Source organism: Rhizobium lusitanum, from assembly GCF_014189535.1.
Taxonomy (GTDB): domain Bacteria; phylum Pseudomonadota; class Alphaproteobacteria; order Rhizobiales; family Rhizobiaceae; genus Rhizobium; species Rhizobium lusitanum_C.
Window position 1 is genome coordinate 1,556,923 of sequence record NZ_CP050307.1, and the last position, 26,957, is coordinate 1,583,879.

Consider the following 26,957-nt stretch of genomic DNA (forward strand, 5'->3'; position numbering starts at 1 on the left):
GACGCTTGGATAACCGACGAGCTTTCCGACGAGAGTCGCAAATGGCGCTCTTGAAGGGTAGCGAACCGGAGGCCCTGTAAATAATCCGAGAGGGTCAATGGCGCTCCCAATCCTCGCGAAGCAACGACATCAAGACGAGATCTTGACGTCCCCCAGGCACACGCAACGACGCCCGCATGACGCCCTCCCTGACAAAACCCAGCTTCTCATAAAGGCGGGTGGCGTGCACATTCGACGGAAGCACATCAAGCCATAACCGGTCGAGACCATGTTCGGAAAAAACCCATCGGCAGATTTTTCGCAAAAATGCCGAGCCGTAGCCGTTTCCCGGTGGCGATACCGCGATCCGGTGCAACTGGGCTGTTCCCATGCCATCATCGTCGCGGCGAATGACGGCAAACCCTACCAATTCGCCGGCGTTGCGGCAGAGAAGATAAGTGCAGGTCTGCGCCTCCATCCGCCTGCGATGCTCTATGGCATCGTAACTTCCAACCAGCGCCTGATAACCGGGACTGCGCTCGATCGACATGATGAAGGGAATGTCGGCGGCACTGGCCGCTTCGACCGTCAGGGACTGTGCAGTGGCGCTCTGGCACATGTCTTTCTCGATCATGATCAGCCCCGGCGGGGCCTGAGTGTGTCGAGTGCCGCTTCGCGCCATCCATCCGCGCGCGTGAGGTAGGCGACCGTTTCATAGCCCGCAGCCGCGATCGCAGCCAGCGACTGGTCTAGCCCGACACCCACCGTCTGCGCCCCGTGGCTATCATCCCCGAAGGTCACGCGAATGCCCACTGCCCTTGCCCGCTCCAGGATCTGCGGCAGTGGATAGACCGGCCCGTATCCGTTGCGGAATGCTGCGCAGTTGACGTCGAGAACACCGCCTGAGGTCCCGATTGCCTCGAGCGTTGTCTCGATCGCGCGCAGTGCGCGCGGAGAGAAACTGAATCCGGCCGGCTCATATTTGCGCACCAGATCGAGATGCGCGACGATATCGGGCCGGAGCGATTCGACCATGTTCGTCACTGCATCGAAATAGGCGATTTGCAAGGCTTCCGATCCGCCGAGATCTGCGGTCAGCGCGGCTGTGTCGGTCGGAGAGAAATCGACCCAGCGGCCACAGATGTCGTGGACACTGCCAACGATATAGTCGAACGGATAGGCATCCCGAAGCGTCATCATGGCCTGCAGCCATCCCTCGGGCGGAAGCGTTTCCGTTTCGAACCCGACGAACAGCTCGATCTCCCCGGCACGGGCATCGCGCAGGTCGAGGGCACGCGCTACATAGGCTTCGAAAGCAGCCGCAAGACCGGCTATGCCAAGCTTTTCCTCGCCGGGATAAAGATCCTGCGCGCGGTAGCGGGGGCAATGTTCGCTAAGCCCGTAATGCGTGAAGCCGCGTTCGATGGCGGTATCGACAACCTCTTCGAGCGTCGATGTGGCATGCGCGCAGAACTCGCCGCTATGGCCGCCGTGATAGCTGAACCAAACCATGATAGTTTTCCTTAGGGGCCGAGAAACACCAGCAGTCGCGATCGTTGTGAACGATAGCAGTCACCGGAGCCTCCGGTCATTTGTCATCCGCAAGACGCGCGCAATCGATGTGCGTGCATTCAGTCCTTCGCCGGGGAACGATAGATCGCGCCGTTATAATCCTCGATCCGGCTGATCATGAGATCGTCCAGTTCGACGAACCCGGCATCGATCTCCTCATCCCCCAGTGTGAGGATCGTCAGCCCCAAAAGGGCAGAGCCCGGCTGTTCCGGCATGGAGTGATCATAGGTGAGAAAACTCGACGCGGCGCACCAGATCATCCGCGTTTCCCGCATGTCAATCTGGACGGTTCGATGCATGTGGCCGGTAACGACGGCGCAGACGTTATGATCGCGGATCAATCGGCGCAACCTGTTTCTACCCTCGGTCATCACCGCCCAGGCGGGCCGGTCTGCCTCTTCCCAGTCGTTCAGGAAAAGCGGCATATGAGTGAAGAGAACCGGCTTGCGCGATCCCCGCGTCGCGAGGGCGTCTTCGAGCACCTGCCACTGGGCCTCTTCCTCCGCCAGGCCAGTGCCAATGATCTGGCTGTTCAGACCGATCAGGCGCCAACCCGACAGCCGATCGGAATTCCAGTACGAAGGCCCGTATTGCTCTTCCCACAGGGCCAGCCGTTCGCTGTTGCAGGGCTGATGGCTGGCGCGGGAAATATCGCCGACATCGTGATTGCCCGGAATGGCAAGCCAAGGCGGGTTCAATGCTTCCAGGGCAGCCCTTCCAAACAGCAAGTCCTCTGGCTGTTCGGACCCTAGCAGGGTCAGGTCGCCCAGAATGATGGCGAGATCGATATCGGTGCGGGCATTCACATGCGCAACGACCTTCTCCCAGTTGGGTACGAAGACGGGATTGGTCGATCCGATATGGGGATCCGAGAGAATGGCGATTTTCAAGAGAAGTGATCTTTCACAGTCAGATATACAGAGTGTCCGGATATGGGCTGGACAGGAGATCGAAGCGACCGGCGGGCCCGAACCCGCCGGCCTTTCTCGAGAGCGTTCCAGGATGGAGGCGCCGAATTACTGCGCAGCCATCACACCGGCCACATGTTCGCGGATCTTCGGCAGGGCTGCGTCGGGCGTGATCTTGCCACGCTGCAGCTGGTCGAGGATCGGTGCAACGCCCTTCCAGACATCATCCGCGGTATTATTCGGGTAGGCGAACCACGGCATGGCGGCATTCATGGACTTGAAGACCGTCTGGAAATTGGGATGTTCGGCATAGAAGCCTTCCAGCGCCTTGGCGGTCTGAACGTTGACCGGCATGTAGCCGCTGGCCTTGGAAACGTCCGCTTGAACAGCGGCGCTGGTCATGTATTTGACGAACTCCCATGCGGCAGCGCGCTTGGCTGCATCCTTTGCAAGCACCATCAGGGCGTTACCGCCGGCTGGCAAACCACCCTTCTTGGCATCGATCAGCGGGAAGCGGACAGTGCGCATGGTGAAACGGTCGCCGATGGCGGTCTCGTAGGCGACGAGATCGGAAGGCGACTCGACGACCATACCGATCTTGCCGGCGAAGAACTGCTGCTGGGCCGGCTTCGGATCGGCGTAAACCGACATGCCCGTCTTGACCGCAATGTCCTGGGTGATGCGGAGCGCTTCCAGGCCGGCCTTGTCGTCATAGCCGATACCACTGTTTTTGGCATCCAGCATCTGGTCGCCGGCGCCCATGACCATCATCTGCCAGTACCAGTCGTCGCTGAGCCCGCCGACCGAGAAGCCGATGCCTTGGACGCCATTGCCGAGCTTGCTGATCTTGGCAGCCAGATCGATCACGCCGTCCCAGGTGGTCGGGAACCGATCGACATTTCCACCGGCCTTTTCGACCAGTTCCTTGTTGACATAGAGAAGCGGCAGCGATGCGGTGAACGGCATGGCATACTGCTCGCCCCTTACCTTCGCGAGGTCGAGAATGGCCGGTGCATAATTCGCCGTCTGCCAATCATTGCCTTCCTTGGCCAGCATGGAATCGAGCGACTGTGTTTCGCCGCGGTCCTTCATCACGCCGGCGATCGTTGGCAGCGAGGAATAGGAGACGAGATACACATCCGGCGCCGAACCGGTCATCATGCCGCGAATGACGCTCTGATCACCGGCACTGTAATTGGCCGCCGGGGCCTGGTCATTGATGGTGATTTCCGGATGAGCCTTCTTGAACCCTTCGAGGATGGACTGCATGAAAGGCAACTGGGTATGATAGAAATTCAGCGTCACTGAATCGGCCGCATAGGCCGGTGCAGTCCCAACCAGGGTCAGGGCCGCAGCCGCGAGGATGGCTTTCATTTTCATTGTGATTCCTTCGGAGTGGATTGGTCTTGACTTGCGCCTCTGCCCGGTGGCCGCCGGGCAGAGGCGTATTATTTGACGCCGGTCATCGTCACTCCCTGAACGAACCTACGCTGGGCAGCGAGGAACAGCAGGATCAGTGGTGCGGTGATCAGGGTTGCACAGGCCATCAGAGGCCCGAAACTGTCGCCGCCTTCCTGGCCCCGGAAGAACAGGAGGCCCAGTGTCGGCGGCGCCAGATCGATGGATCTGATCACGATCATCGGCCAATAGAGATCGTTCCAATGGAAGGTGATCGAGAAGATCGAGAAGGCGGCAATGGCGGGCGTCATTGCCGGCAGGATGATGCGGATGACGATCTCCACTTCACTCATGCCGTCCAGGCGCGCTGCCAGAAGGATCTCGTCGGGGAAGGAGCGGATGAACTGGTGGAATAGGAAAATCGCAAAGCCGGAGGTCAGATAGGGGATCATCACGCCGGTATAGGTATCGAGAAGCCCGAACTTGGCGAGCACGATAAAGATCGGCAGCGCGGTTGCCTGAGCGGGAACGGACAGGCTGATCAGCACGATCGCGAAAATCAGGCGCCGGCCGCGAAAGTCGAATTTGGCCAGCGCATAGGCGCAGGTGACCGTCGTCAGGATCTGGAACAGCAGGATGCCGCCGGTCATGATCACGCCGTTCAGCATGAAGCGCGGCAATGGGCTGTCGAACAGCGCTCGGGCGTAATTGTCGGCGATCGAGGCGAGGATCGGCGGCACGTCATGCAGGCTGCCGAAAATCTGTCCCGGGGCCTGGGTAGAGGCCCGCCACATCCAGAAGAACGGATAGATCATCAGCACGGCGCCACCCAGCAGCACGGCATGCGCCAGGATCTGGCGAAGGGAGAAACGGGCCATCAGAAATGCGCCTTTCGATTGCCGAACGCCACCTGGACGAGCGAAAACGCGCCGATTAGCACCAGATAGACGACGGTGAGTGCACTGCCATAACCGGCCTTGAGCCCGGTGAACGTATCGGTATTGATCTTGTGCAGGAGCATTTCCGTCGCGCCATAGGGGCCGCCATTGGTGAGCACCGCCACCGTATCGAAGACCTGGAATGCCTGGATGCAGCTCAGGACGAAAACGACAATCGTCGTCGGCGCCAGAAGTGGCCAGGTGAGATAGCGCAGCCGATCCCAGAAACCGTCCATTCCATCCAGCGCGGATGCTTCTTTCAGCTCGCCGGAAATCACAGTGAGGCCCGCCAGGAAAAGGATCAGGTTGAAGCCGATCAGATGCCATATGCCGATGATTGCAAGCCCGATCAGTGCCAGCGTTCCGTCGGCGAAGAAATCGAGCGGCGGCAGGCCGAGCGCCGTGAACAGGTTTGCCAAGGGTCCGATATGCCCGTTCAGCAAATAGCTCCAGACGATCGACATCGCCGTCAGCGTGGACGTGACCGGCAGAAAATAGACGATCTCATAGAAGCGCCGCGAGCGGCGGCGGCCATCGAGCAGCACGGCAAGACAAAGCGCACCGAAGACCGAGACCGGCACGACGATCGCCGTATAGATCGCACTGTTGCGCAGAGCGCTCCAGAAGAACGGATCCGCGAGCATTCGCGTGTAATTGCCCAGCCCCACGAAGTTCAGCGTGATGCGCCCGAGGCGATAATCGGTCAGGCTGATCAGCAATACGATGAAGACGGGCGCCACCACCGTTGCGATCAGGAGAATGAATGCCGGCGCGGAGAACGCGCGGGCAAGCGACGCTTGGCTCCATTCGGCGGTCCGCATCGCGCCCGCGTTCAGCTTGGCATCAGACCGTGTGTTCACGACGGTCCTCCTGCGCCAAAGCCGCCTGGATTTCCGTGGCCCTGACGCGCCGACCGGCGGCATCGAAAACAAGCGCCGCACCCTCGGCGATCTTCAGCGTGATCCTTTCACCGACATTCCGGCCCTGGTTCAATCGGGCAAAACTCTCCGGGCGCAGCTGCACGCGCACGCTGCCTGCGCCGATCTCCGCACCGTTACAGCGGATACCGACCTCGTTGCCGGTGAACTCGATCTGTTCCACCGGCAGAGAAAAGTCGCCAGCGCCGGCATCGGTCGGGTGCAGTCGTTCCGGCCTGACGGCCAACTGATAGGTCCCGTCGGCGATGCCTTGAAGCATCAGCCCCAGCGGCCGACCATTTACGGACACGGCGCCTCCTCTGATCGTTGCCAGCATCTCGTTGATCGCAGACGTGCCGACGAACCTTGCCACGGAAAGATAGTCCGGCCGGTCATAGATCTCTTTCGGTGCGGCGCATTGCCTGATCTCTCCGCCCTCCATGACGGCGATCCGGTCCGACATCGCCATGGCCTCGGTCTGATCGTGGGTGACATAGATGAAGGTAATGCCGGTGCGGCGGTGCAGATCGACGATCTCCTCGCGCAGCTGCTGGCGCAGTTTGGCATCGAGATTGGAGAGCGGCTCATCCATCAGGAAGACGGCAGGATGCCGGACGATGGCCCGGCCGACGGCAACGCGCTGCCGCTGACCGCCGGACAATTGTGCTGGCTTGCGGTCCATGAGCGCCTCAAGGCCAAGCTGCTTCGCCACCGTTGCAACCTCTTTAGCGATTTCGCTGCGGACGCCACGCACTTTCGACGAAAGGATGGCGGCGCCCGGCAGGCGCTGCCGGAATGAGAGTCGGGACATTTCCAGCGGCACCGCTATATTGGCCCGGACCGTCATGTGCGGGTAAAGCGCGTAGGACTGGAAGACCATGGCGATATCACGGGCCTTCGGCGGCAACGGTGCGACGTCGCGATCACCGATCAGGATGCGACCACCAGTGCAGGGCTCGAAGCCAGCAAGCAGACGCAGCAGCGTCGACTTCCCACAGCCGGAAGGCCCAAGAAGCGTTAGAAATTCGCCCTCACAGATGTGAAGGTTAATGCGCTTGAGTACCTGGGTGCGATCGAACCGCTTTTCCAGGTTCATGATATCGATGGACTGACCTGCCATATCCGCCACTGCTCTATCTGCGGCCGCCCGCCCGGAGGTGATCGCCCAATTCCGTTTTGCGCGCTGACCGGTGTCAGGCGAAGTCGAGCCGATCGAGGCATCTCGACACCCTGACCGGTTCTTGTCGTCAACGCGCCCTCCTCTATGGGTTTTTCTTGACGTTAAGATGACACGATCACCATAATTGATGATTATTTATCCTTATTTTATATGGCGATAGGGCACATAAATAACGAATGGGTTACTTTAAAACACCCCTTAAGCTATTGACGCAGGCCGCAAAAACACCCTATCGAATGATGGCAATGAACAAGCCGAAGCAGGCGCGATCTGGATGATGGGTCAAGCAAAATGCATACGCATTGATGGGAGCGAGAGGCGTCTTGACGGAAGAGAAGAGTGCAGAAGCGCGCAAACAGTCTCGGCGCAGACACCCGCGCAGGCCCGATCTTTCACAAGCGCGTATCCTTGATGCCGCTGTTGTGGAATTTGCGGCGAACGGGCTGACAGGAACCCGCGTTGAGGCCATCGCCGAGCGGGCCGAGATCAACAAACGGATGATCTACCAGTACTTCGGAAACAAGGAACTGCTCTATCAGGCCGTCATCGAGAAGGTCTATCGCGATGTCTGGGATGCCGAGGCGGCACTGAACCTTGACCAGCTCCCTCCCCGCGAGGCGCTAATCGCATTGGTGACATTCGTCTGGAACTATTATCTCGAACACCCGGAATTCATCACCATTCTGAATTCAGAAAACCAGTTGAAGGCCGTGCACTTTCGAAAGTCCCGCATTCTGAGGGACGGCGCCGCCAACTCGCGGCCGCTTGTCGATGACATTCTGCGGCGCGGAGAGGCGGACGGCACATTTCGTGCCCGGATCGACCCGGTTCAGTTGGGCCTCACAATTACGTCGGTCTGCTACTACTACTTCACCAACCATGCCACGAGCTCTATCGTCTACGGGCGCCGGTTGATGAACCGTGCAGCTTTGGACGAGCGGCTCACTTTCAACATCGATACGATTTTGGCTATCGTCGCACCGATCTAAGCCCATAAGCAATTGATATTCAGAGCAGACGCTCGTGTTTCGGCTCGTAGCTCTTGAAGGGGTTTGAATCTGCGACCCCATTCAGATAACGCGGCATATCGCCAAATTATGGAACTTGATATGTCTGCTCTTTTCGAAGTGCCTTCGTTGTAAGATGCCAAGTGTAAACCAAGGTAAGCCAGTGGATGAACTATTACTGCTTGAAACGAAGGGCTTCGACGAGCAAAGCAAACGCGGCAGTGTGCTGACGTCTGCTGGGGTAATACAGGTGATAACCCGAGAATGGCTGGCACCAGTCTTCCAGAACCCTGATCAGTCTCCCGTCTGCAACGTATTGCGCGACCTGGCTTTCGAAGGTGTAGGCCAGCGCCAGCCCATCCAAGGCAGCGGCCTCCAGCATTAGACCATCGTTCATAATCAGCGGCCCGTTCATACGGACTTGCAGCTCTTCGCCGTCGCGCTCGAATTCCCACGCATACAAACCACCCCCTGTGGTTTGCCGATAACTAACGCCCAGATGCTCACCGAGGTCACGGGGCGTTTGTGGGATCTTTCGGTTCGCGAAATAGGACGGCGAGCCCACGACTGCCATGCGAAGGTCCGGGCCGATCCTGACGGCAATCATGTCCTTTTGAACCTGCTCACCAACGCGAATACCAGCGTCGAACCGGTCCGCCACGATATCCGTCAGTCCCTCGTCGAGAATTATCTCCATTTCGATGTCCGGGTATTCCGCCAGGAATTTCGTGGCGACGGGCCAGAGCACACTGGTGGCGGCATATCGAAACGTCGTGATGCGGATTGTCCCCGTGGGCTTGTCCCGAAGCGCCGTAATCGCTGCGATCTCGTTTTCGATGTTTTCGAACGATGGCCGAAGGTTCCCCAGCATGCGCTGCCCAGCATCAGTCAGCGAAAGGCTTCGGGTGGTGCGAGAGATCAGTCGCACCCCCAGCTTCTGCTCCAGCATCCTGACCGAGTAGCTCACAGCGGACTGAGAAAGCCCCAGCTTGGCGGCTGCGCGCGTAAAGCTTCCGGCCTCGGCAACGGCGATAAAGGCTGCAAGTTCGCTGAAATCACCGTGTCTCATTTATCAATCCGATTTCTAACTTCCGGCCGATAATAGCGAATAATTGCCGTTTGTCTTCATTCCTTGCCGGCGTTCACAGACCGTTGAACGGCAAGCACGCAACAGACCGGTGATGAGGCAAGCAGCCTCGCACTGGATAACTGTGGATTCAGGGAAGCGATTTAGAAGTCAGATTCATAACGTCATGCAGACAACAGCAGCTAATGTGATGAGGGGCGGCAAGGTAGCCTGAGTTTGAATGCTTGTGTCCATTCTGGACCGACATGCAACGAGAGGAACCTGAATGCCTGCAACCAAACACCGATCAATCCGCGCCAAAACTGGCGCTTTACTCTGCTTTTTTATTGCGATTGCAACGAGCAGCCTGATCAGCGAACAGGCTTTTGCGCAGGCAACCGGAAATCGGGCGACCTTCCCGAAAAACTTCAAAGAGTACGTACTCTATGGGAGCTATGACCGCGGATCGTCGAAGGAGGAAGCCTTTGCCACTGCCGAGACCATTGCGATCTCCAAATCCGGCAAGCCCTTACCACCAGGCACTCAACTCGTTCTTGGCATTTGGACAGATTACAAACTCGTGAGCTACTTCGTCATGGAAAAAGGGTTCGATTGGGGCCTCTCCTCCCCTGAAGAGCTGCGCACCGGCGACTGGCATTTTCAGCAGTTCGACCTCAATGGGCAGGTCAAGCGCGAAGCAATCGCCGATCGCTGTCAGTCGTGCCACGGCTCGCAAGCCGATAGCGATTTCATGTTCACGATCGACAAGATGCGGGCCTACCTTCCTTGACGCCACTTTTTCTTTTTCGTTTGGTTTTGGATCTTCTCGCGATCAGCCTGCTGCTGACCGCCTTTGCCTACGATTGGTTCGGCAATGCCGTCCATGAGATCATTGGTACCTCAATGTTCGCCCTACTGATCAGCCACAACATCTTCAACCGTCGCTGGTACGGCAAGCTAACGAAGGGCTGGGGCGATCCGCGGAGTATCTTCAGCAGAACCGTAACACTCGCCCTTCTGCTGCTGATGCCGGGGCTACTCATCAGCAGCGTCATCGTATCCCAGACGGTCTTCAGCTTCCTGCCAGTGCGGAGCAGTTTCACAGTTCGCCAAGTGCATGCGCTCATCGCTTATCTCGTTCTGTTCATCGCAGCCCTGCATCTTGGCCTACAATGGTCGATGATCATGAGGGTCGCACGCCAGCGGCTGGGGATCACGAGGGACACTCGCGTTCAAGGCCTCGCTCTGCGTGGGCTCGCAGTTCTGATAGCCGCATACGGCATTCACAGCCTGTTTGTCGTAGATGTACGATCAAAGCTTTTGATGGAGGTCGCCTTCAGCTTCTGGGATTTCGAGGCGGCTTCGGTTGGATTTATCCTGCGCCATATAGCGATCGTTGGGCTGGGCGCCATCATCGCACATTACAGCCTGAAATTGCTGGATTTATATAAGCAGCGCAGAAGCCCGTCCTCCGAAAGACATGGGCAGTAAATCTGAACGAAGGCAAGCCGGCCGCATTCTCCGAGCTAACAGAATTGCAGACGTCTCGACATTGATGCTGGCGGGCTCGTCTCTTCTGGCATGGTTCACCTGGCGTGTTTCAGCGCGCGGCTCAGCCTGAGCGACCAGCCTTCGCACGGTCTTCATGTCCAAGCTCAAATCCGGACGGTACGCGAGATTTATCAGTCCCCTTTCTAACGTCATGCAGATATCGCTCACTAATCGGTCGTCAACAATCGAACTAGGTTCAATCATCGATCACCGGGTTCCAAAAGGAGACGAGATGTCGACCGCCCGTCAACTATCCCTCGAGGTCAATGGCAAGCGCCATGACCTCCAACTCGACGTACGAACGACGTTGCTCGACGCACTTCGCGAGCACGCAGATTTGCCCGGAACGAAGAAGGGCTGCGATCACGGACAATGCGGAGCCTGTACCGTGCATGTCGATGGCGAGCGCGTCTTGAGCTGCCTCACCCTGGCGGCCCAAGTTGAGGGCCGCCCCGTCACAACCATCGAGGGCCTGCAGACGGCCGACGGTGTGATGCACGCGGTCCAGACCGCTTTTATCGAGCACGACGCCTTCCAGTGCGGATATTGCACGCCTGGCCAGATCATGTCGGCCGTTGCCTGCATTCGTGAAGGTCATGCACGCACCGACGACGACATTCGCGAATATATGAGCGGCAACATCTGTCGCTGTGGCGCCTATCCACATATCGTCGCCGCCGTGCGCGATGCCGCCAGCCGCCTCAAGAAGGAGGCAGCACTATGAGACCTTTCGATTATCTACGCGCCGAGAACACCACAGCAGCGATTTCCGAGGCCACCAAGCCAGAAACTCGGTTTCTCGCGGGCGGCACCACGCTCCTCGATCTCATGAAACTCAATGTCGAGCGTCCCGCGCGCGTGGTTGATATCACCCGCCTCTCTGGGCTCGACACGATCGAGGTATCGGCGGCTGTCATCCGCATTGGCGCTCTTGCCAAGATGAGCAAAGTCGCGGACGACGCTGACATCAAGGAGGCGGCGCCGGTTCTCTCCGAAAGCCTATGGCGTGCCGCCTCGGCGCAGTTGCGCAACATGGCGTCTATCGGCGGTAATCTGATGCAGCGAACCCGGTGCACATACTTCCGCGATCCAAGCGCATACCCGAACTGTAACAAACGCAATCCCGGCTCTGGATGCGCGGCGATCGAGGGTGTCAACCGCAATCACGCCGTACTCGGCACCAGCGACGCCTGTATCGCCATCTATCCCGGGGATTTTGCCGTCTCGCTCGTGGCATTCGACGCCAAGGTCATCGTCCGTGGGGTTTCGGAGCGTATCATTCCGATCGACGATTTTTACCTGCTTCCGGGCCAAACCCCTCATATCGAGCACGAACTATCGCCCGGCGAGATGATCGTCGGGATCGAGATCCCGCGTGTCGCCGCCTTGAAGCGCTCTCATTATCTCAAGGTCCGCGATCGCGCCTCCTACGAGTTCGCCGCCGCAAGTGCCGCGGTCGGGATCGAGCTCGATGACGACGGCAAGACCATTCGCGACGTGCGCATCGCCGTTGGTGGCGTTGCCACTAAGCCATGGCGCCTTCGTGCAGTCGAGGAGGCGCTCAAGGGAAAGACGCTTGACGAGGCCACGCTCCGAACAGCTGCAGCATCGGCAGTCGATGGTGCCAAGTCGAGTGGACACAACGCTTTCAAGATCGAACTGGCACCAAAGGTCGTGGCGCGCGCCCTGATGACGGTAGGAGATATCGCATGACACAGGATAACAATCTCAAACTCAACCGCCGTACCGTCATGAAACTCGGAGCCGGCGTGGCCGCAGTCGCCGGTGGTGGTGTTAATCTTGCGCCAAAAGCTTTTGCTGTCGAGCCCGCCACCGCAAAGGTATCACCTCTTGGCGCCCGACTGTCTCGCGCTGAAGGTCCGTTGAAAGTGGCCGGACAGGCACGCTATGCAATCGAGCAGAAGCTGGAGAACATGGCCTATGGCGTCACGGTCCAATCGACGCGTCCGGCAGGGCGCATCGTCAATATCGATACGTCTGCCGCCAAGGCCCTGCCCGGTGTCTTGGACGTCTATACCTTTCAGAATACCCTGAAGATCAACAAGCCAACCGTCTACAGCAAGGGTGGCGGCGCAACGGAAGAATTCACGCCAATCCAGGACGACGTCGTCCGCTTCAACGGTATGCATATCGCCCTCGTGGTTGCAGAAACTTTTGAACAGGCGACGGAAGCAGCAAGCCTTCTCAAGGTCGAGTATGCAGACGGCGATCCCATTCTCGACATCAACGATCCCAAGGCAAAAGTGCAGCTTATCGAACCGATGGGTGCCGCGTGGGGCGATGCGGCGACAGCGCTGGCCAATGCCGAGGTCAAGGTTGACGTCACTTACACCACGTCACGCGAATACAACGTACCCATGGAACCACACGCCTGCATCGCGTCCTGGGAAAACGGAAAGATTACCGTTTGGGAGCCCAGTCAGTGGGTTGGCGGCGCACGAAGTGTCGTGTCGGAATGGCTTGGCATCGATATCGAGAATGTCCGGGTGATCTCGCCCTACGTCGGCGGCGGGTTCGGTTCCAAAATCGGGGCGCATCCCCATGTGGGACTGGCTTGCGTGGCCTCTCGCCAGCTCGGTAGACCAGTCAAGGTTTCCCTGACGCGCCCGCAGACGTTTACCGGCCTTGGTGGCCGGCCGGCGACGCGGCAGACCCTATCCATCGGCGCCTCGAAGGACGGCAAGATCAGCTCGATCGTCCATGAGAGCTGGAACGAGACGGCGATCGACGAAGTCCATATCGAAGCTTGCAACAATGTGACGAAGATCATGTACGCAACGCCGAACTTTGCGTCGCGTCTCTACGTCGTGCCGGTCAATACGGTCCAACCAGGCTGGAAGCGCGGTCCCGGCGAGAACCCCAGTGCCTATGTGCTGGAAAGCGCTATCGACGAACTTGCCTACGCGCTCAACATGGACCCGATTACGCTGCGCCTTGCCAACTGGGCTGACATCGATCCCAGCAGCAACCTGCAGTGGACAACGCGACAGCTGCGGGAAGCCTATGCCGCAGGCGCGCACGCCATCGGGTGGTGGAACCGGAATCCTCAACCCCGCTCAATGCGCGAAGGCCGAGAGCTTATCGGTTATGGAATGGCTGCCGGCTCTTACCCGATGATCCGCACTGCGAGCGAGGCCAAGATCGTCTTTCATGCCAGCGGGCAAATAGAAGTCCTCAGCGCGGGTACCGACATCGGAACAGGGACCTATACCATTCTTGCCCAAACCGCAGCCGAAGCCCTCGGCGTCCCCGTCGAGACCATCGCGGTCCGCCTGGGCGATACCATCCTCCCCAGATCGGCGCTCGCCGGCGGCTCCCAGCAAGCGAACAATCTGACGGGTGCCGTTGCCCGGGCGGCGAAGAACGCGCGCGATACCCTGCTGTCGCTGGCAGCCTCGGATCCAAAGTCACCCTTGGTCGCCTCCAAGGTGACGGACCTCACCTTCGAGAACGGCTCCGTTCGTCCGACACGTCGACCGACCGGCGGCATCAGCATTGCGAATTTGTTGAAAGCTGTCGGCAAAAGCAAACTGGAAGTCGAGGGCAACACATTCGCCCCAGACGCAACCGAGGACATGAAAAACGGCGCCGACCGTAGTTTCGCTCAATTGAAAGCCTCGTTGGAAGGGGGGCGTCTCGGCACACAGCTGGTGCGCGCAATTTGTGGAAGTTCGCGTCGACGAGGACTTCGGCACGATCCGTGTCAAACGTATGGTTGCGGCATTTGACAGTGGAAGGATCTTTAATCCGAAACTGGCCGAAAGCCAGTGGATCGGCGGCATGATCATGGGTCTGGGACAAACGCTTCTAGAAGAAGGATATGTTGACCAGCGAGACGGACGCATCGTGAATGCAAATTTCGCGGACTATGCGGTTCCCGTCAATGCCGATGTGCCTGACGTCCAGGTGATTTCAGTCGGCATTCCCGACTTGCAAGCGAGTGCTCTTGGGGGAAAGGCGTCGGCGAGATTGGTGTCGTGGGGGTCGCCCCAGCGATCGGGAATGCTGTGTTCCACGCGACGGGCAAGCGCATTCGAAGCCTTCCGATCACCTTGGAAAAGCTGGCTTAGAAAAGATGATCGCTGCGGCAATTCCCAGCTTCAGCGGTCATTCCTTTGAGGATTCTTCATGCTGACGTCTTTTTCCGTGCTCCATACCCCACCTGTGCCATTCTGCGCCTTCATGACCGACGACGCCGAGGCGATCGTCAACTATGCAGCCGATGGCGCCGAGACAAAATACGGTAGTGCGCTGGTGACGCTTGTCGAAATTCGTGGAGGCGCTGCGCGTGCACTCGGCGCGCAGATGGCCGTCCGTGGCGATGGTGGCTATTGTGGATATGTCTCAGGCGGCTGCACCGAAGCAGCTGTGGCGGCCGAAGCAATAACGGCGATAAATAAAGGGACGGACCGATACCTTCGCCTCGGCGAAGGCTCCCAATTCTTCGACATCATTCTCCCCTGTGGCGGGGGCATCACGCTGGCGATCCATGTCGTGAACGACGTAAAGCCGCTTCGCCAGGTTCTTTCGGCCCTTGAGAAGCGCAAGAGGATCGCTCTGCGTTACGACCCCGGCGCCCAGACGGTTGCTGCCGTCAAAGCGCGAGAGGAAGCCGCGGGCTCGTGGAGCGACACTTCGTTTATCCGATCCTACAAACCGAATCTTCGGCTGATCCTATGCGGCCGCGGAATCGAGCTTGCAGCGACGGAGAGACTGGCGATTGCCTCCGCCATCGAGGTGTTTTCCTTTGATCGGCGATCTCAGGAGTTTGACGAGACCGGGATTGATCAGGATACGGCATTCGCTGTGCTGTTTCACGATCATGATCAGGAGCTGCCGTTGCTGGAGGCAGCGTTGCAACATAAACCCTTCTACATCGGTGCCCTTGGCAGCAAGAGAACGCATGTGCGCCGCTGCGAGGCGTTATGGGCGCGAGGCTACACACCTGCGCAGACGGATCGCATCAAGGCACCAATCGGTATGTTCGGACCGACGCGCGATGCAAACACCCTTGCGCTTTCGGTCGTGGCAGACGTCGCACAGACGTTTTCGATGGCATGAATGGTAGCGGTTGACGAGGACGGCACACTGCATCTCAACCGGGACGATATTTCCGACGACAGACTTGTCTTGATCCTGGTGGAGAGTGCCTCGGATGATCATCTGGCCGAGCGCCAGCGCGATGGTATCTCATATACATTCGCTGGCAAAAACGAGTTTGATCTGGAAGCCGATTGCCACCCTCCCGTCAAGATTATGCCGACGATTCACAGGGGCGAATGCCCAACCCAGGAGAAAACCTCGCGCTACCAGTCCGGCAGGAAATACAACACTGCCAGCCGCATCTCCATGGCCAGCTTTGCCCATCGAAGCAGTTACGAGCAGAAATCTGCAGAGTTAGCGGGTCGCCTCTGGCGACCCGCACGTAGCGCTTTCAAGCCTATGCTTCGAAGGTAAGAGAACTGGACAGTTGCCTGTGAGCATCGATCTGTTGCTGCACCAGGGCAAGCTTCTGTTCGATCATGCCGACCGCATCGGCGCCAGCGATAAAGCGACGGGGCAGCTCGGGAAGGTTGACCAGCGCAATGAGGGCCTGGGCAAGCTTAGCTGGGTCACCGGGCTGCTGCCCGTTGGCGGACTTCCAAAAGGCAAAGTGCTGGGCGCGTCGTTCGTCGTAGTCACCAATGGATGACGGAGCATACTGGGTGGAATCGTCAGTCAGAAGCTCTGTGCGGAAGAAGCCCGGATTGACGATCATGGTCTCGATACCAAAAGGCGCGACTTCCCGCTGCAGCGACTCCATCCAGCCATCGAGCGCGAACTTCGAGGCAGCGTAAGCGCTGCAAAACTCGAAGCCGACCAGGCTAGCAGTAGAAGAAATGGAGACGATCTTGCCGGATCCTTGGCTGCGCATCACCGGCAGCACGGCCCGGGTAACGCTCATGGGGCCGATGAGTCCGCTGGTCAGCTGCAAATCCATCTGCTCCGGGGTCAGCTCCTCGAAATAACCCGCGTAGAAGCTTGCGGCATTGTTGACCAGCACATCAATGCGTCCGAAGCGTTTGAGCGCCGCCTTGAGAGCAGAGTCCGCATCAGCCGGCTTGGTTATATCCAGCGTGACCACCAGCAGATTTTCAGATTGCCCGATCGCCTCGGCTACGCGTTCCGGATTACGACCGGTCGCAACAAGCTTGTCGCCGGAAGCCAGAACCGCCTTGGCGAAATCCAGTCCCATGCCGCGCCCGGCGCCTGTGATCATCCAAACTTTACTCATGGAATTTATTCCTTCGGTGTTAGATCCCGAAGGGCAGACCTGCGCAGCCAACCCAACGGGGATTAAGTGACGACTTATGCGTTCGCTCTTTTCGATTGTTCTGGGAGGTCATCATTGACCTTGAACCAGCCCGTGGCGGCCTGGATAACGCCCCAGAGCTTGGCCGGAAGCTCGATCTCGGGGACTTTCGAGGTTCTGACCTCAACCTCGATCTGATGTTCGCTACCGCCCTTCGACAGCTCAATCCAGTTCGGGTTGATCACCAGCCCCTGGCCGACAGCCACGAGCGAAAGGCCGAGATCAAGAGCGCTCCTAGCCTGCTCAGACGTCCTGATCTGGCCAGCGGCAATCACTGGGACACGTCCGGCCACACGGGTAGCGATCAGTTCGGCGACGGTGCGATCGTCGTCACTATCAATGGGTTTAGCTTCCAGCACACTGGTCAGCGAGGCATGGACGTAATCCACGCCGGTTGCGATGAGACCATCGATCAGCGCGTAGGCGTCATCGATACGAAGGCCTCCCTCTTCTGATTCCTCAGGCGAAATACGGTATCCGAGAAGGAAGGGCCGCTTTGCAAATTGGCCGATGACCCGCTTGACCTCGAGGACAACAGCGAGAGGAAAACGCATGCGGCTTTCGGGCGACCCACCCCACTCGTCGTCGCGCTGGTTGTAGAGCGGCGAGAAGAAGTTCTGAAGCAGGAAGCCGTGCGCGCCGTGCAGTTCGATACCGTCGAAACCGGCTTCGATGGCGCGGCGCGTAGCTGCGCCGAAAGCGGAGATCACGTCGAGGATTTCGTCGTGGCTCAAGGGGCGCGGTGTGACTCCGCCGGGATTGAAAGGCCCCGCAGCAACTGGAACAGAGCTGGCACTCACGACATCTCCGTCAGGCACCAGGTTAGGTTCTGCCTTATTGCCAGCATGGAAGATTTGAAGCACCGCTGGCGCTCCGCCGCTCTTGGCGGCATTTGCAAGCCGGCGGAGACTCGGTATGAATTTATCGTCATAGGAGGCGAACTCGCCGGTGAAGCCGACACCGTTGGCTGTCACATGGGTGCAGCCCGTCAGAACCAGGCCGACACCCTGCGCCCTGCGCCGGTAATAGCTGGTTTCCTCACCGGAGACTGTCTCATCGTCGTTCGCGGACCATGTCGTCATTGGCGCCATGACGACATGGTTTCGAAGGGTCAATCCGTTTGGAAAACTAAACGGTTCGAAAAGTGTGGCTTTCATGATCGAGATTCTTTCTTGCACTGCTTTGGTGGCTGTTTCGGAACAGTCATTTAGCAAAGAAGACGACCGTTGATTATTCGCACCAATCTGCATGAAGTTAGAAAGACGGCTTCTGAATGTGGTCGCGGCGGCTTTGGAATTGCTCCGTGTTAGCCTGTGCAATTATTTCCTGCATCAGAGCGAGTTCGATCACGGCTTAGCCCGCTTCTGAAGGCGTATCCGGAATTCCGCTTTGCCGTGATTGGTTCTCCCTCCTATTTCCAGGAGCGGGATGTCGGTCTCCCGCGCCCCCCCCGACGCACCGATGCACAGCAATGTGAATTCGCGATATTTGATCAGCCATTCAAAAGCTACATTTCTAACGCCATGCAGATTAAGGCGGCTAATGTATTTGCTGGCCGAGAGTTATAGTCCCTGCCATAGCTCCCAAGAGCGAAACGCGGGTAAGTTGAAGAGTGCCTCGCGCTGTCGTTCAGTCAGGATTGTGCGCCGAGGCATGCTTTGTTTGTCCCTATTGAAGTACAGTCTGTTCTGGACAACAATCACCCCATTCAAATCAAGGCCTTCAGGGCCTAAAATTCGCGAGGGTTCAATTGGGACAGCGCGCCGCCATTTATTGCCGCGTTTCGACCGCCGATCAGTCCTGCTAGCGGCAGGAGCGTGACCTAACGGCATTTGCCGGACGCGCCGGCTTCAGTGTCGGCGGAATTTTCAAGGAAACCGGTTCCGGTGCAAAGCTCGATCGGGCCGAGCGGCGAAAGATCATGGCGCTGGCGCAATCGCGACAGATCGATGTCATCCTCGTGACCGAGCTTTCTCGATGGGGGCGATCTACGATCGACCTTCTCAACACGCTGCGTGAACTTGAAAGCTGGAGGGTTTCCGTCATCGCCATGAACGGCATGGCGTTCGATTTGTCGTCCCCTCACGGACGAATGCTGGCGACATTCCTTTCCGGCATTGCGGAGTTCGAGCGTGATCTGATCAGCGAGCGGGTCAAGTCCGGGCTCGCAGCTGCGAAAGCACGAGGCAAAAAGCTTGGGCGTCAGATAGGTGAGCGCCCCAAATCAGATCGGCTTGCGCCGAAAGTAATGGCATCGGTCGCAGAAGGCCGCAGCTATCGGTGGATCGCTCGCGATCTGGGCATCAGCAAGAACACCGTCGCTGACATAGCGAAGCGGAATCGCGTAGAAAGTAAGAATCATGAGTGAGATGTCTCAGAACCCAGTCGCTGCGGTTGAGCTCAGCAAGATCCGGGCTCGGGCAGTCGCATTGGCGGACGCAATTTTCGAGACGCCAGTTATCGAACTTGCCTCGCCTTTCATCACGCAGCTGTTCGATACGGGGCAAGTTTTCCTCAAGCTCGAATGTTTCCAAAAAACCGGCACCTTCAAGGCCCGAGGTGCGTTGTCAAACGCGCATTCTATTCCGCTGGAAAGGTGGGAGGCAGGTATCACTGCCGTTAGCGCTGGCAACCATGCGATCGCGGCGGCCTGGGCGGCTCGCCAGCTTGGGCTCTCGGCAAAGGTCGTGATGCAGTCATCAGCGAATCCCTTCCGGGTCGCGCTGGCGAAGGCAGAAGGCGCAGAAGTGATTTTCAAGGATGGCGGTCCTGCAGCATTCGCCGAGGCAGAGCGTATCGTAAGAGAGGAGAGGCGCACGCTAATCCACCCCTTTGAAGGCGAGAACGTCACACTTGGCACGGGAGGTGTCGGCCTCGAATTCATTGACACAGTTCCCGATCTCGATGCGGTCATCGTCGGAGTTGGCGGCGGAGGACTGATCAGCGGCGTTGCTGCGGCAATCAAACAGGTTAACCCGCGTTGTGCTGTCTATGGCGTCGAACCGAAAGGGGCAGCCTCGATGTCGCTCAGCCTGGCCGAGGGCCGGCCGGTTACCCTCGATAGGATTATGACCGTGGCGGATAATCTTGCCCCGCCAATGGCGCTACCGTTCGCTTTTGGCGTGATTGCCCACTACGTCGATAACATCGTCACGGTGTCGGACGACGATATTTGCGCCGGAATGGCGATCTATCAGGAAGAGGCAAAGTTGGCAGTGGAACCCGCCGGCGCCGCCGCTCTTGCCGGGGCTGTCGGCCCATTGCGTCAAAGGATAGCGGGAAAGCGCATTGGCATCGTGGTTTGTGGGGCGAACATCGATACGGAGTCCTATCTCACCCTGACCGAACGAGGCCGCCGGCACATAAGCCACATGGCCAACCAACAAACAGAAGATGCTGAAACGTCACGTTCTTAGTGTCATTTCGCCCCCAGGATTGGCCTACCACCTTGCATTGGGAGTCGGAAACTAATGGCATCCCATCCGATCAAGTCGGGCGGTTCTCGCGAGAGGCTTAAGGTAGTATTTCGCCCCCTCCCGCAAACGACCCCTGAAAGGCCGAAACGGAGTGGAGGACGGCCAGGGACAAGGTTTTTTGTCTCGCGAGGAATGGGCGCTTTAGCGCACAGGGGAAGAAAACGATCCGGCCGTTGCAGATGCCGATAGAGCCGAGCATCGCGAGGCGGTCTTCGGTCAGACATGCCCCATCGAGACCGCAGTGGACGTGCCAGCTGTCAGATAAAGGGGTACGGCAATGGCCTCATCGAGTGGTGACCAATGGAAATGGGTGCATAACGCCCACAAGCACCGACCGAGTGATCGAAGCCAACGCCGCATGTGGGAGGTTGCAGGAAACGGTGCGTTGCTTCCTCGCGTAGCTGGTTGTGGTGCCATGCCCGATGGATGACAAGACTGACGCGTGCTCACTCCCCCACTCGCAGCTTCAGACGGACCACGCCCCGGCCGGAAGACCAATCAGGGCTTCAAGCCGCACGATGTTTTCCGCCGGTCAACCCATTCCTTGAAACCACGAACGGCGGGGTCGCGAGGAGCAACCTGGCCGCCAATCGACTTCACCAAATTTAGTGCTAGCTTTGCGTGACATCGGCAAGCGGGGCCGCTTTACCCTTGAGCGCGAGGCACCCGCCGGGCCATGCACCTTCATCTGCTCCCAGCACTGTCTGAAGCCAGGCGAGCGTCAGACGCCTCAAAGCTTCCAGAACGTCAGGCGCCTCGGTCTCGGTCTCCTTTGCGTCAAGCCCGGCGATCCCGCCCAGCCCGTGACCGACGCCGTGCAACATCAACAGCGCTTCTGCGCCCGGCGCATCGTGAAACGCATCCGCATGCCATTCAGGGCCACGGCTCGTGAAATGCGGATCGTCCGCATCACCGCAAACGACAAGGCTGGGCGTCGTCAGCGTCGAGAATTCAACGTCGAAGAACGGAAACCGTGCGGCGTTCTCATCAGTCATGTCCTTTCCGCCGCGTCCCGGCGCAGCCAGCAGGATACCTGCCGAAATGCGTGGATCGGAGAAATCCTCACCATTCAGCTGCGCGCCTAGCAGGAGCCCAACGGTGTGCCCGCCGAAGGAATGACCGACGGCGGCGATGCACGAATGATCCATCCGGCCAGCAATGGCGGGCGCCTGCCGCTCTACCTCGTGTAACTGGTTGAGAATAGCCTTCATCTCCTCGACGCGCTCGCGCCAGAAGAACGGCGCGCCGGGCGCATCTGAAGGCAAGCCACCGACGCGCGAACTCGCATGCGTCGGCTGGATTACCGCGAAACCCCGTTCCGCCCAAAACTGGACGAGCGGCGCGTAACCGTCTTTCGACGGAATATAGTTGGACGGGCCGAACCCATGCGACAGCAGCACGATGGGAAGGTTGCCGCCGGTCGCCGGTGCGGTCAGACGCAGTTCCAGCGGTTGGCGGCCGGGCATCGGCAAACGGATTGGGGTATAGGCCACGGTGAGAGTGGCCTCAGGCGCAGGAATATGTTCGGCGAGACCGATCAGGTTGTTCATGGTCCAGATGCTTAAGCATTGATTTCCGTAGTCGTCTTCAGGCCACCGAGTGGACCGCCTCGCGGAACCGGGTTTGCGCATCCGCGCCGGCTGGAGTTTTCATCGGCGCTTCCGGTTCCGTGACAGCACGCCAGACGGCCTCTGCCACGTCTTCCGGCGTCGTGAATTCTATGCCAGAACGCAGCGTTGTCAGGTAGTCGTGAACGAATGCGCTATACGGCTCGGGGATGTCCATTCCCATACGGGCGACGGCATTCTTGCCCAACCCGGTCGTCGGCGCCGAACCCGGCAGAACAAGTTTGGCGCGGACGCCAAAGAGAGCCGCTTCAAGAGCGAGACTTTCCGTGAAAGCGTTCAGCGCTGCCTTGCTGGCGCTGTAGACGGAGAGTGCCGGCAGCGGTTTGAGGGTGACGCTGGAGCTGACGTTGACGATAACGCCTGACCGACGGATACGCATTTGCGGAAGAACGGCTTTGGTCATCGCCATTGCGCCGAACACGTTCGTTTCGAACAGTTCGTGGATTTTCGACATTTCGGCGCCTTCCAGTACATTGAGCATGCCGACGCCGGCATTGTTGACCAGAGCATCGATCGGCCCCGCCGCTTCCACCGCCTCCGTGATGCTATCCGCGTTGGTCACGTCCAGCGCCAGGATTTTGAGCTTTTCGCTATGGGGTATCAGATCGCTCTGCGGCGTGCGCATGGTCGCGACCACGTCCCATCCTGCGGTCACAAATGTTTGCGCGATTGCAAGACCGAAGCCGGATGAGCAACCGGTGATGAGGATGTTTGGCATATTCTGTCTCCTGACGATTAACTTACCGAGAGATGGACCACCAAACTCGGACTTGCTATATTTGATTGTCCGATACCTTTTAGCATGAGTCCGAAATTATGACCGATCCAGTTGCCGAAGTCGTTTCCCTGCTCAAGCCAAGCCCCTCGATCTCAAAGCTGGTGACGGGCGGTGGTCAGTGGCTCGTCGAGCGCACCGAACTTGGAAGCCCCTTTTATTGCGCCGTGGTCGAAGGCCATTGCCGGATGACGATCACCGGTCGTGAGCCGATGTTGCTGACAGCCGGCGACTTCGTGCTGGTTCCGGAAATCTTCTCGTTCACAATGAGCAGCCTGGAACCGCCGCTCCGCGGAGCGCTTGCCCAGCGTCTGGAGACCAGCCCGGGTGTCTTCCGGCTCGGAGACCCCGAAACACCTACCGAAATCAAGGCGATGGTTGGTCACTGCGCCTTTGGCTCGGATGACAAGGCTCTTCTCGTCTCACTGCTGCCGGAGGTCATCCATGTCCAAGGCGAAGAGCGGCTGATGATGCTGGTCGGGATGATAAACGACGAAACGAGAGCCGACCGTACCGCCCGTGAGATGGTGCTTCACCGGTTGTTGGAGGTGCTGTTGATCGAAGCGTTGCGATCAACGGCAAGTACGGCGGCCCCGCCCGGCCTCCTGCGCGGTATGGCCGATCCGCTGCTGGCACCGACCTTGCGCCGGATTCACGCAGATCCGGGCCGCAGCATGACGGTGGAAACACTCGCGCGGGATGCCGCCATGTCCCGTTCGACCTTCTTCGATCGTTTCCGGAAGGAGGTTGGCGTGGCCCCGATGGAATACGCGACCGGCTGGCGCATGGCGCTGGCGAAGGAATTCCTTCGCAAGGATGTTGCCACGGCAGAGATCGCGCAACGCGTCGGCTATGGCTCGGCAAGCGCCTTCAGCGTCGCGTTCAGTCGGCATGTGGGAATGCCGCCCGGCGCCTATTCTCGGGAAAACACTTCTGGGTAACGCTGGCGGTACAAAATGTGGAGCAGGCGGTCCCTCACCTGCCGATGTAGGCCGCCAGTTCATCGGGCGTTCCATTGGGAAAAGCCTGCTTCAGAAAATCCAGGAAGGCAGATACACGCGCGCTCAACAGACGCTTCGACGGGTAAAGCGCCCACAGCGCGACCTCGGATCCCTCGATATCGCCCCAGTGCAGCAAAGTGCCGTCGGCCAGATCGTGACTCACCAGCGAAATCGGCATGCGAGCAGCGCCTACGCCGGTTCGCACGGCATCCCGAACCATGATGAGTGACGACAGGGCGAGGATGGGCTCGATCCCGATCGTCACCGATCCTTCCGAAGTCACGAGGTTCCAGGTCTGCCGATCGCCGGCCCCGCGCACGACACCAGGCGCTAAGAGATCTGCCGCCGGTCGGGGAAGATCGGGGCTTGCCACGACGACCAGGCGATCATGCAGAAAGGCTCGGCCGACAAGACTTTCGTCTGGGTCCGGATTGACCCGGATGACCAGATCATAGCCTTCCTCGATCATGTCCACGGCTCGGTCTTCCGTCGTGACTTCCAACCGCACGTCGGGATATTTCAGTGCAAAGCCCGCCGCGATCCTGCCCATGGCGGTCTGCGAAAACAAAAGCGGCGCGCTAATCCGTAACCTGCCGCGCGGCTTTTCCGCACCCGAGGCAATAGCGGCCGCCGTTTCGTCGAGTTCCGTCAGCAGAGCGGTTGTCCGCTCATGAAGGGCGCGTCCTTCCTCGGTGAGTTTCAGGTTACGCGCGCCACGTTCAAATAGTCGAAGCTGAAGGGCGGCCTCCAGTTCCGTCACCCGTCGGGACAAGGTCGCTTTGGGACGGCCGGACGCCCGTGACGCTTTGCCGAAGCCACCGTGACGCGCGACAAGGTTGAAATCAGCAAGGGCGACAAGATCCATGATCGTTCCACTTGTGAGACAAACTGTCTAATTTAACAGTCTATTTGGATAATAATGAACCAGTCATATTCCGGGTGTCAAGCAATACCAACCTGGAGAAAATCCCATGACCATTCTCGTTACCGGCGCCACCGGCAATATCGGCGGCCAAGTCATCCAGCACCTCATCGATCGCGGCGCTGATGTCCGCGCGCTCGTCCGCGACCCCTCCAAGGCCAATTTCCCGGCGGGCGTTGCCGTCGCCAAAGGTGACTTTCTCGACGTCGACTCCCTGCGTACCGCCTTCGACGGTGTATCGACGCTCTTCCTGCTGAACGCTGTCGCACCAGACGAATTCACCCAGGCTTTGATCGCCCTCAACGTCGCCCGCTCGGTTGGCGTTGAGCGGATCGTGTACCTGTCGGTCATTCACCCTGATGTCTACGTGAACGTGCCGCACTTCGCCGGAAAATTCGGCGTCGAGCGGATGATCGAGCAGATGGGCTTTCACGCCACCATCCTGCGTCCGGCCTACTTCATCCAGAACGATCTGACGATCAAGGACGTCATCACTGGCTATGGCGTCTATCCAATGCCCGTCGGGACCAAGGGCCTCGCCATGATCGACGTGCGCGATATTGCGGAGATTGCCGCCCTTGAACTGCTGCGACGCGAACAGGCCGCACAGCCGCTCCCGATCACTCGCATCAATTTGGTCGGTCCAGACACCCTTACCGGAGCGGATATCGCCGCCATCTGGTCGGACGTGCTCGCTCGCCAGATCAACTACGGCGGTGGCGATACTGCTGCCTTCGAGCAGAACCTCAAGCAGTTCATGCCGCCTTGGATGGCTTACGACATGCGAATGATGGGCGATCGATTTTTAACAGATGGCATGCTGCCCGAGGGCAGTGATGTCGAGCGCCTGACGACGCTTCTTGGGCGTCCGCTGCGCTCCTATCGCGACTTCGCCTCAGAAACCGCTGCTTCTGCCTGAGGCAGGCGCCCACAATTTTAAACAAGGACCATCGTCATGATCTATTCGACCACAACAGTCCCGGTGAATCCGGAAGGCGAAACCAAACTCACCCGGGAGCAGGTCTGGAAGGGTCTGGAGCTGAAGGCGCGCGATGCGCGCCTCTTTCTCCCGCCCGGCCTCTGCACCCGCTGTGACGTCGTTGAGGAGAGCCCGACGCACTTCGTGCGCGAAGCTACCATTGTCGGCTCCGACATCAGGGAGATCATCACCCTCGAGCCAGAGAGCAAGGTCACCTTCTTCCAGTCAACCGGCCCACGCGAAGGCGCCATTATCAACGAGTTGTTCGAGGACGAAGCCGGCGCACTGCAGCTGAAGTTCTACTGCTACCTCGGCCTGCGCGGTAAGGAACCTGATGGCCCAGAGGAACAGGCCGAGCAGACGCAGTTTGACAGCGATAAGGGCTACAAATCGGCCCTGCTGTCGACGCTGAAGCGGACCCGCGAACTTCTCGCGGAGGGCAGGCTCTGATTATCACCAGCATCCAACCCAACAGGGCGGCCTCCTGAGAGGCTCCCGCTTTTCAAGAGGAGCACGACAATGACCACGTTTACGACCGATAAAACTCTCGCCGCTGCGCCGAAGATCCTGATCCTCGGCGCAACCGGGCCAACCGGCCGCCACATCGTCAGCCAGGCCGTCAGCCGCGGCTACGATGTAACCCTCCTCGTGCGCTCGCCAGAAAAGGCCGCAGACATGAAGGGAGCGAAGATCGTCGTTGGAGACGCCCGTGACGAGAAGGTGTTGCGCCAGGCCGTCAAGGGTCGCGATGCTGTGATTAGCGCGCTTGGCACACCAGCCAGCCCATTTCGCCAAGTCACGCTTCTTTCGACCGCGACTCGATCGCTTGTCAGCGCCATGAACGCAGAGCGCGTCTCGCGTCTCGTGACCATCACCGGTATGGGCGCTGGCGACAGCGCAGGACACGGCGGTTTCCTCTTCGACAAGGTGATCTTCCCTCTGCTCCTGCGTAAGGTCTATGCCGACAAGAATCGACAGGAGGCCATCATCAGGGACAGCGGACTTGACTGGACCATTGTTCGTCCTTCGATCCTCAACAACAAGTCTGGGCGCACCACGATTCAGACGCTCACGAACTTGAACCAGTTCCGCGGAGGCTCCATTTCGCGCGAAGACGTTGCGACCTTCGTGCTGGATCAAGTCAACACGGATCGCTGGCTACATAAGTTGCCGTTGATCACTTGGTAGGGTTGGCTGGAATGGCCTGTCGAAGCGAAAGATGCAGGCGTGAGAGATTGCGGTCACCCAAGCCGCGATCGCATAGCTGCACTGCACAAAAATTAGGGC

The 26,957-nt window shown here is 58.9% G+C and carries 25 protein-coding genes and 2 pseudogenes; 14 read left to right on the plus strand and 13 right to left on the minus strand.

The features are described 5' to 3' along the window. Positions 1-94: 94 nt before the first annotated feature. From HB780_RS10225 to HB780_RS10255, 7 genes are all read right to left on the minus strand, one after another. Positions 95-613 (minus strand): GNAT family N-acetyltransferase, encoded by a 519-nt coding sequence (locus tag HB780_RS10225; protein ID WP_286202902.1) that lies wholly within the window; start codon positions 611-613, stop codon positions 95-97. A 2-nt stretch (positions 614-615) separates the two neighbouring features. After that, positions 616-1,491, minus strand: coding sequence for a histidinol-phosphatase (locus HB780_RS10230; protein WP_183687405.1), 876 nt, complete (start codon positions 1,489-1,491; stop codon positions 616-618). Between the two features lie 119 nt (positions 1,492-1,610). Then, positions 1,611-2,441 (minus strand): metallophosphoesterase family protein, encoded by an 831-nt coding sequence (locus HB780_RS10235; RefSeq protein ID WP_183687407.1) that lies wholly within the window; start codon positions 2,439-2,441, stop codon positions 1,611-1,613. Between the two features lie 126 nt (positions 2,442-2,567). Continuing rightward, on the minus strand, positions 2,568-3,839 hold the full coding sequence (locus HB780_RS10240; RefSeq protein WP_286202903.1) for an ABC transporter substrate-binding protein: 1,272 nt from the start codon (positions 3,837-3,839) through the stop codon (positions 2,568-2,570). A 68-nt stretch (positions 3,840-3,907) separates the two neighbouring features. Then, positions 3,908-4,735, minus strand: a complete 828-nt coding sequence (locus HB780_RS10245) for a carbohydrate ABC transporter permease (protein ID WP_183687409.1) — start codon at positions 4,733-4,735, stop codon at positions 3,908-3,910. Then, positions 4,735-5,655 (minus strand): carbohydrate ABC transporter permease, encoded by a 921-nt coding sequence (locus HB780_RS10250; protein WP_286202904.1) that lies wholly within the window; start codon positions 5,653-5,655, stop codon positions 4,735-4,737. The genes HB780_RS10245 and HB780_RS10250 overlap by 1 nt, the downstream gene beginning before the upstream one ends. Then, positions 5,639-6,832, minus strand: a complete 1,194-nt coding sequence (locus HB780_RS10255) for an ABC transporter ATP-binding protein (RefSeq protein WP_183687411.1) — start codon at positions 6,830-6,832, stop codon at positions 5,639-5,641. The genes HB780_RS10250 and HB780_RS10255 overlap by 17 nt, the downstream gene beginning before the upstream one ends. Positions 6,833-7,215: 383 nt before the next feature. Here HB780_RS10255 and HB780_RS10260 point away from each other — a divergent pair, with 383 nt between their 5' ends. Then, positions 7,216-7,881: a TetR/AcrR family transcriptional regulator gene (locus HB780_RS10260; protein WP_183687413.1), complete on the plus strand. Its 666-nt coding sequence runs from the start codon at positions 7,216-7,218 to the stop codon at positions 7,879-7,881. A 193-nt stretch (positions 7,882-8,074) separates the two neighbouring features. Here the strand turns inward: HB780_RS10260 and HB780_RS10265 are convergent, their stop codons facing one another. After that, positions 8,075-8,968 carry a LysR family transcriptional regulator gene (locus HB780_RS10265; protein ID WP_183687415.1) on the minus strand — a complete coding sequence of 298 codons (894 nt, stop codon included), beginning with the start codon at positions 8,966-8,968 and terminating at the stop codon, positions 8,075-8,077. 283 nt (positions 8,969-9,251) lie between these two features. Here HB780_RS10265 and HB780_RS10270 point away from each other — a divergent pair, with 283 nt between their 5' ends. The 7 genes and pseudogenes from HB780_RS10270 (at position 9,252) to HB780_RS10300 (ending at position 15,994) form a co-directional block, all read left to right on the plus strand. After that, a complete protein-coding gene (locus tag HB780_RS10270) occupies positions 9,252-9,755 on the plus strand; it encodes a cytochrome P460 family protein (RefSeq protein WP_183687417.1) in 504 nt (167 codons plus the stop codon). Next, positions 9,752-10,456: a DUF4405 domain-containing protein gene (locus HB780_RS10275; protein ID WP_183687419.1), complete on the plus strand. Its 705-nt coding sequence runs from the start codon at positions 9,752-9,754 to the stop codon at positions 10,454-10,456. The genes HB780_RS10270 and HB780_RS10275 overlap by 4 nt, the downstream gene beginning before the upstream one ends. 292 nt (positions 10,457-10,748) lie before the next feature. Next, positions 10,749-11,240 carry a (2Fe-2S)-binding protein gene (locus HB780_RS10280; RefSeq protein WP_183687421.1) on the plus strand — a complete coding sequence of 164 codons (492 nt, stop codon included), beginning with the start codon at positions 10,749-10,751 and terminating at the stop codon, positions 11,238-11,240. Then, positions 11,237-12,229, plus strand: coding sequence for an FAD binding domain-containing protein (locus HB780_RS10285; protein ID WP_183687423.1), 993 nt, complete (start codon positions 11,237-11,239; stop codon positions 12,227-12,229). Before HB780_RS10280 ends, HB780_RS10285 begins: the two co-directional genes overlap by 4 nt. Continuing rightward, positions 12,226-14,607, plus strand: a pseudogene (locus HB780_RS10290) (xanthine dehydrogenase family protein molybdopterin-binding subunit). Before HB780_RS10285 ends, HB780_RS10290 begins: the two are co-directional and overlap by 4 nt. 58 nt (positions 14,608-14,665) lie before the next feature. Further along, positions 14,666-15,598 carry an XdhC family protein gene (locus HB780_RS10295; protein ID WP_183687425.1) on the plus strand — a complete coding sequence of 311 codons (933 nt, stop codon included), beginning with the start codon at positions 14,666-14,668 and terminating at the stop codon, positions 15,596-15,598. After that, positions 15,599-15,994, plus strand: a complete 396-nt coding sequence (locus tag HB780_RS10300; RefSeq protein ID WP_183687427.1) for a hypothetical protein — start codon at positions 15,599-15,601, stop codon at positions 15,992-15,994. It begins immediately after the preceding gene. On the opposite strand, the gene HB780_RS10305 is transcribed toward HB780_RS10300, so the two are convergent. After that, entirely contained in the window at positions 15,978-16,811 is an 834-nt protein-coding gene (locus HB780_RS10305) for an SDR family oxidoreductase (protein WP_183687429.1), read from the minus strand. The two genes, HB780_RS10300 and HB780_RS10305, sit on opposite strands and share 17 nt — an antisense overlap. Before the next feature lie 74 nt (positions 16,812-16,885). After that, a complete protein-coding gene (locus tag HB780_RS10310; RefSeq protein WP_183687431.1) occupies positions 16,886-18,046 on the minus strand; it encodes an NADH-dependent flavin oxidoreductase in 1,161 nt (386 codons plus the stop codon). A gap of 593 nt (positions 18,047-18,639) precedes the next feature. Here HB780_RS10310 and HB780_RS10315 point away from each other — a divergent pair. Both HB780_RS10315 and HB780_RS10320 read left to right on the plus strand, forming a co-directional pair. Further along, positions 18,640-19,257: pseudogene (locus HB780_RS10315) on the plus strand (recombinase family protein). Then, a complete protein-coding gene (locus tag HB780_RS10320) occupies positions 19,250-20,305 on the plus strand; it encodes a pyridoxal-phosphate dependent enzyme (protein WP_286202905.1) in 1,056 nt (351 codons plus the stop codon). The pseudogene HB780_RS10315 and the gene HB780_RS10320 overlap by 8 nt, the downstream one beginning before the upstream one ends. Positions 20,306-20,976: 671 nt before the next feature. On the opposite strand, the gene HB780_RS10325 is transcribed toward HB780_RS10320, so the two are convergent. Further along, positions 20,977-21,915 (minus strand): alpha/beta hydrolase family protein, encoded by a 939-nt coding sequence (locus HB780_RS10325; RefSeq protein WP_183687433.1) that lies wholly within the window; start codon positions 21,913-21,915, stop codon positions 20,977-20,979. A 37-nt stretch (positions 21,916-21,952) separates the two neighbouring features. Continuing rightward, positions 21,953-22,711: an SDR family oxidoreductase gene (locus HB780_RS10330; protein ID WP_183687435.1), complete on the minus strand. Its 759-nt coding sequence runs from the start codon at positions 22,709-22,711 to the stop codon at positions 21,953-21,955. Positions 22,712-22,809: 98 nt separating this feature from the next. Between HB780_RS10330 and HB780_RS10335 the strand changes: the two genes are divergently transcribed. Continuing rightward, positions 22,810-23,709, plus strand: a complete 900-nt coding sequence (locus HB780_RS10335) for an AraC family transcriptional regulator (RefSeq protein WP_183687437.1) — start codon at positions 22,810-22,812, stop codon at positions 23,707-23,709. A gap of 34 nt (positions 23,710-23,743) precedes the next feature. On the opposite strand, the gene HB780_RS10340 is transcribed toward HB780_RS10335, so the two are convergent. After that, positions 23,744-24,634: a LysR family transcriptional regulator gene (locus HB780_RS10340; RefSeq protein WP_183687440.1), complete on the minus strand. Its 891-nt coding sequence runs from the start codon at positions 24,632-24,634 to the stop codon at positions 23,744-23,746. A gap of 106 nt (positions 24,635-24,740) precedes the next feature. On the opposite strand from HB780_RS10340, the gene HB780_RS10345 reads away from it, so the two are divergent. The 3 genes from HB780_RS10345 (at position 24,741) to HB780_RS10355 (ending at position 26,858) form a co-directional block, all read left to right on the plus strand. After that, positions 24,741-25,610: an SDR family oxidoreductase gene (locus HB780_RS10345; protein ID WP_183687442.1), complete on the plus strand. Its 870-nt coding sequence runs from the start codon at positions 24,741-24,743 to the stop codon at positions 25,608-25,610. Between the two features lie 36 nt (positions 25,611-25,646). Next, a complete protein-coding gene (locus HB780_RS10350; RefSeq protein ID WP_183687444.1) occupies positions 25,647-26,120 on the plus strand; it encodes an SRPBCC family protein in 474 nt (157 codons plus the stop codon). Positions 26,121-26,189: 69 nt separating this feature from the next. After that, positions 26,190-26,858 (plus strand): NAD(P)-dependent oxidoreductase, encoded by a 669-nt coding sequence (locus HB780_RS10355; RefSeq protein ID WP_183687446.1) that lies wholly within the window; start codon positions 26,190-26,192, stop codon positions 26,856-26,858. Positions 26,859-26,957 lie beyond the last annotated feature (99 nt).

What these genes read in the sequence shown, in the direction of transcription:
- HB780_RS10225 (WP_286202902.1), bottom strand. Translation starts at nt 613, where the DNA reads ATGATCGAGAAAGACATGTGCCAGAGCGCCACTGCACAGTCCCTGACG.
- HB780_RS10230 (WP_183687405.1), bottom strand. Translation starts at nt 1,491, where the DNA reads ATGGTTTGGTTCAGCTATCACGGCGGCCATAGCGGCGAGTTCTGCGCG.
- HB780_RS10240 (WP_286202903.1), bottom strand. Translation starts at nt 3,839, where the DNA reads ATGAAAATGAAAGCCATCCTCGCGGCTGCGGCCCTGACCCTGGTTGGG.
- HB780_RS10245 (WP_183687409.1), bottom strand. Translation starts at nt 4,735, where the DNA reads ATGGCCCGTTTCTCCCTTCGCCAGATCCTGGCGCATGCCGTGCTGCTG.
- HB780_RS10255 (WP_183687411.1), bottom strand. Translation starts at nt 6,832, where the DNA reads ATGGCAGGTCAGTCCATCGATATCATGAACCTGGAAAAGCGGTTCGAT.
- HB780_RS10265 (WP_183687415.1), bottom strand. Translation starts at nt 8,968, where the DNA reads ATGAGACACGGTGATTTCAGCGAACTTGCAGCCTTTATCGCCGTTGCC.
- HB780_RS10270 (WP_183687417.1), top strand. Translation starts at nt 9,252, where the DNA reads ATGCCTGCAACCAAACACCGATCAATCCGCGCCAAAACTGGCGCTTTA.
- HB780_RS10280 (WP_183687421.1), top strand. Translation starts at nt 10,749, where the DNA reads ATGTCGACCGCCCGTCAACTATCCCTCGAGGTCAATGGCAAGCGCCAT.
- HB780_RS10285 (WP_183687423.1), top strand. Translation starts at nt 11,237, where the DNA reads ATGAGACCTTTCGATTATCTACGCGCCGAGAACACCACAGCAGCGATT.
- HB780_RS10295 (WP_183687425.1), top strand. Translation starts at nt 14,666, where the DNA reads ATGCTGACGTCTTTTTCCGTGCTCCATACCCCACCTGTGCCATTCTGC.
- HB780_RS10300 (WP_183687427.1), top strand. Translation starts at nt 15,599, where the DNA reads ATGGTAGCGGTTGACGAGGACGGCACACTGCATCTCAACCGGGACGAT.
- HB780_RS10305 (WP_183687429.1), bottom strand. Translation starts at nt 16,811, where the DNA reads ATGAGTAAAGTTTGGATGATCACAGGCGCCGGGCGCGGCATGGGACTG.
- HB780_RS10310 (WP_183687431.1), bottom strand. Translation starts at nt 18,046, where the DNA reads ATGAAAGCCACACTTTTCGAACCGTTTAGTTTTCCAAACGGATTGACC.
- HB780_RS10320 (WP_286202905.1), top strand. Translation starts at nt 19,250, where the DNA reads ATGAGTGAGATGTCTCAGAACCCAGTCGCTGCGGTTGAGCTCAGCAAG.
- HB780_RS10325 (WP_183687433.1), bottom strand. Translation starts at nt 21,915, where the DNA reads ATGAACAACCTGATCGGTCTCGCCGAACATATTCCTGCGCCTGAGGCC.
- HB780_RS10330 (WP_183687435.1), bottom strand. Translation starts at nt 22,711, where the DNA reads ATGCCAAACATCCTCATCACCGGTTGCTCATCCGGCTTCGGTCTTGCA.
- HB780_RS10335 (WP_183687437.1), top strand. Translation starts at nt 22,810, where the DNA reads ATGACCGATCCAGTTGCCGAAGTCGTTTCCCTGCTCAAGCCAAGCCCC.
- HB780_RS10340 (WP_183687440.1), bottom strand. Translation starts at nt 24,634, where the DNA reads ATGGATCTTGTCGCCCTTGCTGATTTCAACCTTGTCGCGCGTCACGGT.
- HB780_RS10345 (WP_183687442.1), top strand. Translation starts at nt 24,741, where the DNA reads ATGACCATTCTCGTTACCGGCGCCACCGGCAATATCGGCGGCCAAGTC.
- HB780_RS10350 (WP_183687444.1), top strand. Translation starts at nt 25,647, where the DNA reads ATGATCTATTCGACCACAACAGTCCCGGTGAATCCGGAAGGCGAAACC.
- HB780_RS10355 (WP_183687446.1), top strand. Translation starts at nt 26,190, where the DNA reads ATGACCACGTTTACGACCGATAAAACTCTCGCCGCTGCGCCGAAGATC.